The organism is Pseudoxanthomonas sp. CF385, assembly GCF_900104255.1.
GTDB lineage: Bacteria > Pseudomonadota > Gammaproteobacteria > Xanthomonadales > Xanthomonadaceae > Pseudoxanthomonas_A.
Genome location: NZ_FNKZ01000001.1, coordinates 418,565 through 430,793 on the forward strand (window position 1 = coordinate 418,565; position 12,229 = coordinate 430,793).

At 68.9% G+C, this 12,229-nt stretch carries 12 protein-coding genes; 7 read left to right on the forward strand and 5 right to left on the reverse strand.

Features of this window, described 5'->3' with window-relative positions; genetic code table 11:
- Position 1 precedes the first annotated feature (1 nt).
- The 6 genes from napF (at position 2) to BLT45_RS01870 (ending at position 4,968) form a co-directional block, all read left to right on the forward strand.
- A complete protein-coding gene (napF, locus tag BLT45_RS01845) occupies positions 2–514 on the forward strand; it encodes a ferredoxin-type protein NapF (protein WP_093294411.1) in 513 nt (170 codons plus the stop codon).
- Positions 511–840 (forward strand): chaperone NapD, encoded by a 330-nt coding sequence (locus tag BLT45_RS01850; protein ID WP_093294414.1) that lies wholly within the window; start codon positions 511–513, stop codon positions 838–840. The genes napF and BLT45_RS01850 overlap by 4 nt, the downstream gene beginning before the upstream one ends.
- The gene (gene napA / locus BLT45_RS01855; protein ID WP_254771764.1) at positions 824–3,316 is read left to right on the forward strand and encodes a periplasmic nitrate reductase subunit alpha; all 2,493 of its coding nucleotides are present in this window, start codon (positions 824–826) and stop codon (positions 3,314–3,316) included. The genes BLT45_RS01850 and napA overlap by 17 nt, the downstream gene beginning before the upstream one ends.
- Positions 3,317–3,326: 10 nt before the next feature.
- Positions 3,327–3,884, forward strand: a complete 558-nt coding sequence (locus tag BLT45_RS01860) for a nitrate reductase cytochrome c-type subunit (protein WP_093294421.1) — start codon at positions 3,327–3,329, stop codon at positions 3,882–3,884.
- A 3-nt stretch (positions 3,885–3,887) separates the two neighbouring features.
- A complete protein-coding gene (locus tag BLT45_RS01865) occupies positions 3,888–4,487 on the forward strand; it encodes a NapC/NirT family cytochrome c (protein ID WP_093294424.1) in 600 nt (199 codons plus the stop codon).
- 88 nt (positions 4,488–4,575) lie between these two features.
- Positions 4,576–4,968 carry a transposase gene (locus tag BLT45_RS01870; RefSeq protein ID WP_093294427.1) on the forward strand — a complete coding sequence of 131 codons (393 nt, stop codon included), beginning with the start codon at positions 4,576–4,578 and terminating at the stop codon, positions 4,966–4,968.
- 26 nt (positions 4,969–4,994) lie between these two features.
- Here BLT45_RS01870 and BLT45_RS01875 read toward each other — a convergent pair whose 3' ends face one another.
- The 5 genes from BLT45_RS01875 to BLT45_RS01895 are packed head-to-tail and all read right to left on the reverse strand — an operon-like array spanning position 4,995 to position 10,425.
- Complete coding sequence (locus BLT45_RS01875) at positions 4,995–6,269, reverse strand: dicarboxylate/amino acid:cation symporter (RefSeq protein WP_093294430.1); 1,275 nt, start codon at positions 6,267–6,269, stop codon at positions 4,995–4,997.
- Entirely contained in the window at positions 6,266–7,048 is a 783-nt protein-coding gene (locus tag BLT45_RS01880; protein ID WP_093294433.1) for a L,D-transpeptidase family protein, read from the reverse strand. The genes BLT45_RS01875 and BLT45_RS01880 overlap by 4 nt, the downstream gene beginning before the upstream one ends.
- Positions 7,048–7,902, reverse strand: coding sequence for a MurR/RpiR family transcriptional regulator (locus BLT45_RS01885; protein WP_093294436.1), 855 nt, complete (start codon positions 7,900–7,902; stop codon positions 7,048–7,050). The genes BLT45_RS01880 and BLT45_RS01885 overlap by 1 nt, the downstream gene beginning before the upstream one ends.
- Positions 7,903–7,957: 55 nt before the next feature.
- A complete protein-coding gene (locus BLT45_RS01890; RefSeq protein ID WP_093294439.1) occupies positions 7,958–9,055 on the reverse strand; it encodes a dipeptide epimerase in 1,098 nt (365 codons plus the stop codon).
- Complete coding sequence (locus BLT45_RS01895) at positions 9,052–10,425, reverse strand: C40 family peptidase (RefSeq protein ID WP_254771765.1); 1,374 nt, start codon at positions 10,423–10,425, stop codon at positions 9,052–9,054. Before BLT45_RS01895 ends, BLT45_RS01890 begins: the two co-directional genes overlap by 4 nt.
- Before the next feature lie 359 nt (positions 10,426–10,784).
- On the opposite strand from BLT45_RS01895, the gene BLT45_RS01900 reads away from it, so the two are divergent.
- Positions 10,785–12,206: a transglutaminase-like domain-containing protein gene (locus BLT45_RS01900; protein ID WP_093294444.1), complete on the forward strand. Its 1,422-nt coding sequence runs from the start codon at positions 10,785–10,787 to the stop codon at positions 12,204–12,206.
- Positions 12,207–12,229: the final 23 nt, after the last annotated feature.

Below are 12,229 nucleotides of genomic sequence, written 5' to 3' on the forward strand. Positions count from 1 at the left end.
GATGGACGGTATCCGCTCCGCCTCCCGTCGTGCCCTGCTGTTCGGCCCCGTGCCGACTGCACCGCCGCCTGCCGTATTCCGCCCGCCGTGGGCCAAGCCCGAACCTGAGTTCCTCGCCGCGTGCACGCGCTGCGACGCCTGCGTGCGCGCGTGTCCGGAGCAGGTGCTGCTCCGCGATGCCGACGGCCTGCCGCGCTTCGATGCGCGCGCTGGCGAGTGCACGTTCTGTGGCGACTGCGCGGCCGCGTGCGGCAGCGAGGCGTTCGAGCCCGTGCGCGATCCGCCCTGGATGCTCATCGCCGACGTCGCCGGCACCTGCCTTTCGGCGCAGGGCGTCGTCTGCGCCAGTTGCCGCGAGGTCTGCCCCGCGTCCGCGATCCACGTGGCGCCCGGTGCGCGCGGCCCGGCCCGTGTCGATTCCGATGCGTGCACGGGGTGCGGCGCCTGCGTCGGCACCTGCCCCGTGGACGCCATCCGTCTGCAGAACATGTCCGCCATGGAGGCCGTCGCGTGAACGCACCCGCATCCGATGCCGAAGTCCACATCGCGAGTTTCGTCATCCAGCACCGCGAGACGGCCGCCGCTGCGCTCGCGGCGATGATCCGTGAACACCGCGACCTCGACCTGGCCCTCGCCGCCGGCACCCGCAGCGTGGTGATCTGCGAATCCGCCGACCGCCATGCGGTGATGGAGCGCGTGGACCAGCTGCAGGCCGTGCCGGGCGTGCTGAACGTGCTGCTGGTCTACCACCACGCCGAGCCGGCGCACGCGCTCGATGAGCCCCTGCCTTCCCTGTCCATCCTGTCCGCGACCGGAGATGCCCATGAGCACACGTCGTGAATTCATCCGCCACAGCGCGCTGGCCACGGCCGCCGCCGCGGCCGGCCTGCCGCTGACCGGCACCGGCAGCAACGTCGTCACCGAAGGCGACCTCACCACCCTGAAGTGGGACAAGGCGCCCTGCCGGTACTGCGGCACGGGCTGCGGGGTGAACGTCGCGGTGAAGGACGGCCGCGTGGTGGCCACGCATGGCGACGTGCATGCCGAGGTCAACCGCGGCATCAACTGCGTGAAGGGCTACTTCCTGTCCAAGATCCTGTACGGCGCCGACCGCCTGACCCAGCCGCTGCTGCGGAAGAAGAACGGCGTGTACGCGAAGGACGGCGACTTCACCACGGTGGAGTGGGACGAGGCGTTCGACGTGATGGCGGCGCAGTTCAAGCGCGTGCTCAAGGAAAAGGGCAGCGATGCGATCGGCATGTTCGGTTCCGGCCAATGGACGATCTTCGAAGGCTACGCGGCCAACAAGCTGATGAAGGCCGGCTTCCGCAGCAACCACATCGATCCCAACGCGCGGCACTGCATGGCGTCGGCGGTGATGGGCTTCATGCGCACCTTCGGCATGGACGAGCCGATGGGGTGTTACGACGACATCGAGGCCGCCGATGCGTTCGTGCTGTGGGGCTCCAACATGGCCGAGATGCACCCCATCCTGTGGACCCGGGTGACCGACCGGCGACTGTCGCAACCGCACGTGAAGGTGGCGGTGATGTCGACCTTCGAGCACCGCAGCTTCGAGTTGGCGGACATCCCGATCATCTTCAAGCCGCAGACCGACCTGGTCATCCTCAACTACATCGCCAACCACATCATCCGCACCGGCAAGGTCAACCAGGATTTCGTCGGCAAGCACACCACCTTCAAGCGCGGCAACGACGACATCGGCTATGGCCTGCGTCCCGAGCATCCGCTGGAGATGAAGGCGAAGAACGCCAAGGATCCCAACGGCGGCCAGCCGATCGGCTACGAGGACTTCGCGCGTTTCGTGGCGCCTTACACGCTGGAGAAGACCGTCGAGATGACGGGCGTGGAGCGCGGGTGGCTGGAGCAGCTGGCCGAGCTGTACGCCGACCCGAAGGTCAAGGTCATGTCGTTCTGGACGATGGGCTTCAACCAGCACACGCGCGGGGTGTGGGCCAACAACATGGTCTACAACATCCACCTGCTGACCGGGAAGATCGCCACGCCCGGCAACAGTCCGTTCTCGCTGACGGGGCAGCCCTCGGCCTGCGGCACCGCGCGCGAAGTGGGCACCTTCAGCCACCGCCTGCCCGCCGACATGGTGGTGACCAATCCCGAACACCGGAAGCACGCCGAGGAGATCTGGAAGATTCCGCACGGCACCATCAACCCCAAGGTGGGCTACCACGCCGTCGAACAGAACCGCGCGCTGAAGGACGGCAAGCTCAATGCGTACTGGGTGATGGTCAACAACAACATGCAGGCCGCGGCTAACCTGCGCGAGGAGACCTGGCCGGGCTACCGCAACCCGGACAACTTCATCGTCGTCTCCGATGCGTATCCCACGGTGACGGCGCAGGCCGCCGACCTGATCCTGCCCGCCGCGATGTGGGTGGAGAAGGAGGGCGCCTACGGCAACGCCGAGCGCCGCACCCAGTTCTGGCATCAGCTGGTGAAGGCGCCGGGCGGCGCGCGTTCGGACCTGTGGCAGCTGATGGAGTTCTCCAAGCGCTTCACCACCGACGAATGCTGGTCCGCCGAGCTGCTGACGGCGAACCCGCAGTTCAAGGGCAAGACCCTGTTCGACGTGCTGTACCGCAACGGCAACGTGGACCGGTTCCCCAACGAGCAGATCGAGCGCGGCTACGCCAACGACGAGTCGGCGCTGTTCGGGTTCTACGTCCAGAAAGGCCTGTTCGAGGAGTACGCCGCGTTCGGCCGCGGCCATGGCCACGATCTCGCGCCGTTCGACGAGTACCACAAGGCGCGCGGCCTGCGCTGGCCGGTGGTGAAGGGCAAGGAGACGCGCTGGCGCTACCGCGAGGGCGCGGACCCGTACGTCAAGGCGGGCACCGGCTTCGAGTTCTACGGCAACAAGGACGGCAAGGCGGTGATCTGGGCGCTGCCGTACGAGCCGCCGGCGGAATCGCCCGACGACGAGTTCGACCTGTGGCTGGTGACCGGACGCGTGCTGGAGCACTGGCATTCGGGGTCGATGACGATGCGCGTGCCGGAGCTGTACAAGGCGTTCCCGGCGGCGGTGGTGTTCATGAACCCCGACGATGCGAAGGCGCGCGGGCTCAAGCGCGGCGACGAGATCATCGTCGCTTCGCGCCGTGGCGAGATGCGCTCCCGGGTGGAGACGCGCGGGCGCAACCGGATGCCGCGCGGCGTGGTGTTCGTGCCGTGGTTCGATGCCGGGCAGCTGATCAACAAGGTGACGCTGGACGCCACCGATCCGATTTCCAAGCAGACCGACTACAAGAAGTGCGCGGTCAAGGTCATGGCTGCGTAGGAGGCTCGCCATGCAGAACAAACAGCTGTGGATAGCGGTGGGCCTGACGGGCGTGCTGATGGCGCTGGTGTTCGTCGCCGGCTGGATGGTCGGACGCCCGGACAGGCACGATGCGCCGGCGGCGGTGGCGTCCACGCCGGTGGATGCGCGCGCGGTGTTCGTGCCGGGCGGCGGGCAGATCGATGCGATCCGTCGCGGCGTGCCGATCGACCAGGAAGGCCATCCGCCACCGATGGCGCACGTGGAGAACGCGGACCTCAAGCGCGCGCGCGCCTACCCGATGCAACCGCCGACGATCCCGCACGCCATCGACGGCTACCAGATCGACAAGAACAGCAACCGCTGCATGCTGTGCCACGCGCGTGCGAACGCGGCCACGTTCCAGGCGCCGCCGGTCAGCGTGACCCACTACATGGATCGCGACGACCAGTTCCTGGCCACGATCTCGCCGCGCCGCTACTTCTGCAACCAGTGCCATGTCGTGCAGACCGATGCGCCGGTGCTGGTGGCCAACCAGTTCCGCGACATCGACAGCGTGCTGTCGTCGCCGGCGGCGGCGAAGGAGTAGCCCATGTGGCCACGGACGAAAGCGCGGGTGCTGGGCCTGTGGCGCACGTTGCGCCTGCCCAGCCGCCATTACAGCCTCGGATTCCTGACGGTGGCCGGCTTCCTGGCGGGGGTGATGTTCTGGGGCGGCTTCAATACCGCGCTCGAGGCGACCAACACCGAGGCGTTCTGCACCAGCTGCCACGAGATGCGCGACAACGTCTTCGAGGAGCTGAAGACCACGATCCACTACAGCAACCGGTCCGGCGTACGCGCGACCTGCCCCGACTGCCACGTCCCGCACAACTGGACGGACAAGATCGCGCGCAAGATGCAGGCCTCGAAGGAAGTCTGGGGCAAGGTCTTCGGCACCATCAACACGCGCGAGAAATTCCTGGACGAGCGCCTGATCCTGGCCACCCACGAGTGGAACCGCCTCAAGGCCAACGACTCGCTGGAGTGCCGCAACTGCCACGACTACGATTCGATGGACCTGACCCGGCAGGGCTCACGGGCCGCGCAGGTGCACAAGCTGTGGTTGGGCACCGGCAAGAAGACCTGCATCGACTGCCACAAGGGCGTAGCCCACCACTTGCCGAACATGGAAGGGGTGCCTCAAGGCTGATGCGCCATGCCGTGTCCGCATTGCCTGCGGCGCGCCGAATGCTCCTGTGCAGCGAACGGATTTCGCACGGCACGCACGGGAGGCGGACATGGCGACAGGGGATCTGCAGGGTGTCGATGGAGACGAGACGTCCTTCCTGGACGACGCACGGTGGCGCCTGATCGCCGACCGCCTGCCGCCCCTGGTGCGCGCCCGCGCCCACAACGGCGAACGCACGCGCAGATTCCTTGAAGCCGTGCTCTGGGTGGCGGTGAATCGCGCGCCCTGGGGCTACCTGCCGGCCGCCTACGGCGCCTGGCATACCATCTACGTGCGCTTCACCCGCTGGGTGCACGAAGGCATCTGGGACGAGGTCCTGAAGGCGTTGGCTCCGCATCCCGAGCTGGCCGAACCGATCCGGTGGCTGCTGGCCGGCTACCGCGCGACGCGGTATCCCCGCGGTGGACGGAACGCGATGCCTCCCACGTCCCTCGACGACTGAGCCGCGCGGTATCCCGCGCGGTCGCGTCAGGGCTCGCCTGGATGGCCCTCGATATCCGCGTCGACTGCGTCCGGTGATTGGCGCGCGACGATGCTGCTCGCGGTCAGGTCGCCGGTGACGTTGCCGGTGGTGGCGAACACGTCCGGGATGGTGTCCACCGCCAGCAGCAGGCCCAGCGGTTCGATCGGCAGGCCCATCGACTGGGTCACCGGCATCACCGTGGCCATGAAGCTGACCTGGCCCGGCAGGCCGATCGAGCCCAGGCTGATCACCACGGCCAATGCGGCACCGGCGGCCAGCGTCACCGCGTTGAGGTCGATGCCGTAGGCCCACGCGACGAAGCACGCAGCCACGACGTACTGGATGGGGCTGGTGATGCGGAACAAGGTCACCGCCATCGGCAGCACCAGCGCCGCGACCGCGCGCGGATGGCCCAGGCGGAAGCGCGCGGTTTCGACCATCGCCGGCAGCGAAGCCAACGACGATTGCGTGCTGGCAGCCACCACCTGCGCGGGCAGGATCGCCTTGGCGAACGCGAGCGGGGACTGCCGCGCGAACACCGCCACCAGCAGGTAGCAGATCAGCGTGGCGCCGAGGTACATGCCGCACTGCAGGGCGATGTAGCCGGCCAGCGCACCGATCACGCCGATGCCGGCCTGCGCGCAGACCGCCAGCACCAGTGCGAACACGCCGATCGGCGCGGCCACCAGCATCCAGCGCACGATGACGATCATCGTGTCGGCGATGCCATGGCAGAACGTGATGATCTGCGCGCGTCGATCCGCGTCCACGCGGGTCAACGCGAAGCCGAAGAACAGCGCGAACACCACCACCGGCAGCATGGCGCCCTGGGCCGCCGCCATGATCGCGTTGCTCGGCACGATGGCGCCGATCCATTGCGCCAGGCCGGGCGTCTCGGTGACGCCTGCGGCGGGCAGCGTTCCGTGCAGCGTCGCGGTCAGCGCCGGGCTCGGCGGCACCGCCGACAGCACCAGGGGCGCGACGATGGCGGCGTACGCGGCGAACAGCGACAGCACCGCGATGAACACCACCATCGCGCGTCGCGCCACGCGGCCGGAGGCGGCGGCATCGCTCGCCGTGGCCACGCCGAGGATCACCAGCGACAGCACCAATGGCACCACGGTCATCTGCAGGCCACTGAGCCACAGCTTGCCGATCGGCTGGGCGATCGCGACGGCGGTGCCGGCGGAGTCCGGCCACCAATGCGCCAATGACAGGCCGGTGAGCGCGCCCGCCACCAGGCCGATCAGGACGCGCGCGGTGGCGCCGGGCCACTTCATCGTGCGGTCTCCGGCAACTGCCAGTCGCGTGCCAGGCGTGCGTACTCCGCGCGCGGCAGCAGGACGAACACCGGCCGCTCGGCCGGCTGCAGCCAGGCGAACAGCGCGTCCATCGTCTCGGCCGCCATCGCGGTGCAACCGGCGGTCGCTTCACCGGCCGTGCGCCACAGGTGCGCGAAAATGCAGCTGCCGCCGCGTGGCGTCGCGGTGGCGTTGTGGCCGATCACCAGGCCTTCGCGGTAACGCGGGTCGCCGTTGTTGTGCAGGTCCAGGCGCATCGGTTCGGTGGAGCCCTTCGCCGCGGCCTCACCGGTCTCGCGCGTGTCGATGATGCGGTTGTAGAGCGGCGAGTCCGGCACGTCGATGCAGTAGCTGGTGGCCTGCATCGCGCGGTAGGGCAGCGCGGTCTCGCCCTTCGCCGCGTAGCCGAACGCCTCACCCAGGGTGAACACGCCGGCGGGCGCGCGGCCGTCGCCTTCCTGTTTGCGCGGGCCTTCGTTCTGCGCCGGATGCAGGCCCAGGCCCCAGGCGGCGCCATTGCGGCCCACGGCAATCGGCGCGGTCTCCGCCGCGGCGTGCCACCGGTTGTCCTTCCATTCGAAGCGCTGCAGCGTGCCTTGCGTGGCGTCCCACCCGTCGGTCAGTACCAGCACCAGCTGGCGGGCATCGCGCCACGGCAGCGGCGACGGCGTGGTCGCCGGGGCGGCGCGGGCGCTGGCGCAGGACACCAGCAGGGCGGCGGACAGAACGAGGCGGAACACGCGGGGCAGGACGGGCATCACGACTCCAGCAGGTGATGGATGCGTTCGAGGTTGATCGCGAGCTGGCGGTGCCGGCCGGGGTTCTGGCAGAGCAGCACGAACAGGAAATCCAGCAACGACTGCAGGGACGAGCGGTACAGCAGCTGTTCGACGTGCGGCTCGGGATCGTGCGCGGACACCACCAACGCCGCGTCGGCATGCGCGCGCAGCGGGTTGGCGGTGTGGCGGGTGATCGAGATGACCTTGCCTTCGCAGGCCTGGAACTGGCGGCTGACCTGCGAGAGCTCGGGCAGCTTGCCGAATTCGGAGAACACCAGCAGCACGTCGCCCGGACGCGCCGCCGACAGGTTGGCCATCATCAGGATGGGGTCGGCGTGCGGCACGGTCAGCAGGCCGAGCAGCGACAGCCGCACGGCGAACTCGCGTGCGAACAGGCCGTCGTCGCCCAGGCCGCAGACGAACACCTTTTCGGCGCCGTCGAGCAGGCCGACGATGGCTTCCACCTGCGCGCGCGGGTTGAGCGCGCGGGTTTCCTCTTCGGCCGCGGCCTTGCTCAGGCGCAGACCTTCCTGCAGCCGCAGGTACGCATCGCCGGCGTCGTCCTGCGTCGCAACCGGCAGCGCGGCCTGGCCGTTGCCGTTGCGCGCGATGGTCTCGCCGATGGAGTACTTGAGGTCGGGGTAACCCTTGAAGCCGAACTTCTGCGCGAACTTCACCACGCTGGACTGACTGATGCCCAGCGCGCTGGCCAGCTGCTGCGAGGAGTAGTCGCGCAGCAGGTGGGCGTTGTCCAGGATGAAGTCGGCGATGCGGCGCTCGATGGCCGACATCTGGTCGCGTTCGGAACGGATCTTCACCAGGGGCGTGGTCATGGCGGCAGTGTGAAGGCGGCGGGGTGGGCCTGACAACGGCGGCCGGTGGCCGCCGTCACCCCGGCAGCAGTTCGAGGCCGCGGATTTCGCGGATGCCCAGGCCCGGCGCGTCGGTGATGGTGATTTCCGACTCGTTGAAGATCACGCCGCCCTCGACCGGGTTGAACTGGCCCAGCGACGGGCCGTCCAGGTCGATCTTGGTGATCACGTTGGCCTTCGCCGCCGCCACGTGCACGGCCGCGGCGACGCTGACGCCGGCCTCGATCATGCAGCCGATCATGCATTCCACGCCGTACAGCGAGGCGATGTCGGCGATCCGGATGGCGTTGGAGATGCCGCCGGTCTTCATCAGCTTGATGTTGATGATGTCGGCCGCGCGCATCTTGATCAGGTCGATCACTTCGGTGGGGCCGAACACGCTCTCGTCGGCCATCACCGGCGTGTGCACGCGGTCGGTGACGTACTTCAGGCCGTCCAGGTCGCGCGCCTTCACCGGCTGCTCCAGCAGCTCCAGCACCACGCCGGCGTCTTCCAGGTTCTGCATCGCGAACACGGCCTGTTTCGCGGTCCAGCCCTGGTTGGCGTCCAGGCGCAGCAGCGCGCGGCCTTCCACCGCCGAATAGATCGCCTTGACCCGTTCGATGTCCAGGCCGATGTCCTTGCCCACCTTGATCTTCAGCGACTCGAAGCCGCGTTCCACCGCGCTGATCGAATCGGCCACCATCTTGTCGATGTAGTCCACGCTGATGGTGATGTCGGTGGTGATCACCGGGTCGCCGCCGCCCAGCATCTTGTACAGCGGCGCGTCGTAGAGCTGCGCCCACAGGTCGTACACCGCGATCTCCACCGCGGCCTTGGCGCTGGTGTTGCGCTCCAGCGCGGTCTGGATGAGGTCGGTGATGCGATTGAGGTTGGCGACGTCCTGGCCGATCAGGCGCGGGCGGATGAACTTGCCGATCGCCTCGATGATCGAGCCGTGGGTGTCGCCGGTGATGACCGCCGTGGCCGGCGCCTCGCCGTAGCCGATGTGGCCGGTGTCGGTGTGCACGATCACCACGATGTCCTCCACCGTGTCGACGGTGCGCAGCGCGGTCTTGAACGGCGTCTTCAGCGGCACGCGCAGCATGCCGAACCGGATGTCGGTGATCTTCATGGAGCCCCTTGGGGACGGATTCTCTGGATGGCGGTGATGCGGTCGACCGTGGGCTGTTCGCTGTTGAACATCAGCGGCTCCAGCGGGGTGACGGCGACGGAATTGAGGCGCGCACGCACGGGCGCGCCGTCGGTGCCGCGGTAGGTGATGCCGGTGGTGTCATGGATCGTGTAGGTGGTGCCGTTGTCGTGGCCGATCACCATCATCACGTGGCCGGGGATGTAGACCAAGTCCCCCACCTGCAGGGTGCGCAGCACGGCCAGGCGCTGTTCGTGGGTGGTCGAGGCGTCGAAGCCCACGCGTTCCAGCGCCGGGCTCACGGCCTGGGCGCTGGTGTTGCGCGGCAAGGTGATGCCCATGCTGCGGTAGACCTCGGACACGAAGCCGCTGCAGTCGCGGGTGTTGTAGCTGTGGCCCCAGCCGTAGCGCTCGCCGAGGAACTTGAAGCCCTGGCGCAGCACGTTGGCCGGCGTCAGCGGCAGGTAGTCGGACGCGACATCGGCCGTGCGCGGCAGCAGCGCGGGCAGCAGGGCCAGGGCGCCGTCGTCGCGGCGCACCGGCAGCTGGACCACGTAGGCGGTGTAGGGGTGCTGGCCGTTCACCGGCGCGTCGGCGGGCCAGTCGGTGCGCAACGGCACGCGCACGCCCATGTCGAGCTGCAGTTCGGACAGGCCGGGCTCTTCCGGGTTGTAGACCGTGCGCGCGGTGGCGCCGGTCACCACCAGCGCAGGGCCGCCGCGGCCGTAGCCGAGCACGGTGTCGCGCGCGCCTTCGCCCACGAACCGCTTTTCGATCCACGCCGCGTACAGCGGGCTGACCACGAAGTACCAATCGCCGTCGGCGCTGGTATACGCGATGACCACGGGCGTGCCGGGGAACAGCGCGCTTTCCTGGAAGCGGTCGATGTCGGTGTCGCCGCGGCTGCTGAAGACGCGCTCGCGGGTGGGGAAGGTGCGCAGGTCGGCGCGGTGCACGACCAGGCCGTAGCGGGCCGTCGTGGTGTCGGCGACCCGCGCGATGGCGGCGTTGTCGGCGAAGGAGGCGAGCCGGGCCTTCGAGACCTCGCGGCCCTGCAGGTCGTACAGCGTGCGGGTAGGCGGCGCCGACAGCGGCACCAGCCATTCGCGGACCTGGTCGCGGGTGAGCGTGGCGGGCAGGGCGTCGAGGTCGTGGACGTGGCGGTCGGCCTGGACCATCTGCCGGTTCTGCGCGGCGACCCCGGCTGCGTCGAGAAGGGCGTGTTGCGGCTGCGCCAGCTTGTCGATCCAGTACGCGGCCTGCAGGTGGCGGTCTTCGACGCCGATGACGGCATGCGCCGGCCGCGGCAGATCCACGTTGCGCGCCGAGGCGGGCAGCGCGGCCAGCAGCATGGCGGCCAGCAGCAGGGACGCGCCCGACCGGACGCGGGCGGGGTGCCCGTGGAGGCTTGGCCACCGGGCTGGCCGGTGTTGCATCACTCGGTTCATCCGCTCCCCTTCCTTCGTGGCCCAAGCCCGCCCGTGTACATCACGCCATGCCGGGACAGGTTCTGCAAGAATATTTATTTCTTCCCATATAAAAATCAAGAATAAATTATTGACCCTGTATTCATGCCGTGTTACACAACCGTGACCGGTCGGCCTGGGGATTGTTCGACGTGGATGCCAGCGTTTGCCAGCACACGGTTGCAGTACGGGGCAGGCGCCGACAGCGTCGGCTGGCCGCGTGGCTGTGCCTGGGCGGGTGGCCGATGGTACTCCTGGCGCCGGGCTTGGCCGCGGCCGGCGATCCGCTCGCCGCCATCGTCGCCGACGTCGACCAGGGCCGCTTCCTCGAAGCCGAAACCGCCATCCGCCGGGCCCTGGCCGCGCGCGGCACCCGCGCTGCCGACCAACAGGCCCTGCAGTTCCAGCGCGAACGCATGCGCCGGATCCGCCTGGACTTCAGCCTGGACGGGGCCGCGGCGCGCGCCCGTGTCCGTAGCCAAGTGCCCGACCTGCGCGAGGACGAGTTCCAGCGCTGGGACGCCGCCGGGCTGATCGAACGCCTCGATATCGATGGCGAGCCCCGCTACTTCAACCGGTCCGTCTCGAACCTGTTCCGCCTCAGTCCGGAGGCCGCTGCGCGCCGCGCGCCGCCGGTGCGCCCGTTCGCGCAAGGGCCGTACGAAACGTTGCACCGCCACCATCGCGACGTGCTCCAGGTGGCGAAGGCGACGGCCTCCACCAGCACGCTGCCCCGCCGCGTCCGCATCACCCACCGCATCGCGGCGAAGGCCGATGCGGTGCCCGCCGGCGAGACGGTGCGCGCGTGGATCCCGTATCCGCGCGCCATCGCCGGCCAGCAAGAGGCCATCGCGCTGGTGGACAGCCAGCCGGCGCGGCCGCAGGTGGCGCCGGAACGCGCGCTGCAGCGCACCGCCTACCTCGAGCAGCCTGCGATCGCGGGCCAGCCGACCGCGTTCTCGGTGACCTATGAAGTCACGGTGCACGCGCGCCACGTGGCGATCGACCCGGACCGCGTGGTGCCCGCCACGATCACGCCGGCGCTCGCGCCCTTCGTCGCCGAGCGCGCGCCGCACGTGATGTTCAACGAAGACCTGCGCCGCTTCAGCGCGCAGGTGGTCGGCGAGGAGACGAATCCCTATCGCATCGCGCAGAAGCTGTTCGCGGCGGTGGACCGCATCCCGTGGGCGGGTGCGCGGGAATACTCCACGATCACCAACATCAGCGACTACGCCTTCCGCGCCGGCCACGCCGATTGCGGGCAGCAGACGCTGCTGCTGATCACGCTGCTGCGCATGAACGGGATCCCCGCGCGCTGGCAGTCCGGCTGGGCCTACTCCGAGGACGTGGAAGGCCACGACACCATGCACGACTGGGGCGCGCTGTACCTCGCGCCCTACGGCTGGGTGCCGATGGACGTGACCACCGGCCAGCTGGCCTCGGACGATCCGGCGCTGCGCTGGTTCTACCTCGGCGGGCTGGACGCCTACCGCGTCGCCTTCAACGACGACTATTCACGCGACTTCATCCCCGCCAAGCAGCACGAACGCTCCGAGACGGTGGACCTGCAGCGCGGCGAAGTGGAGTGGAGGGGCGGGAACCTCTACTTCGACCAATGGGATTACCAGTTCGAATGGACCGTGCTGCCCCGGGACGGGCGCGGCTGAACACACCACCACCACACGATTCA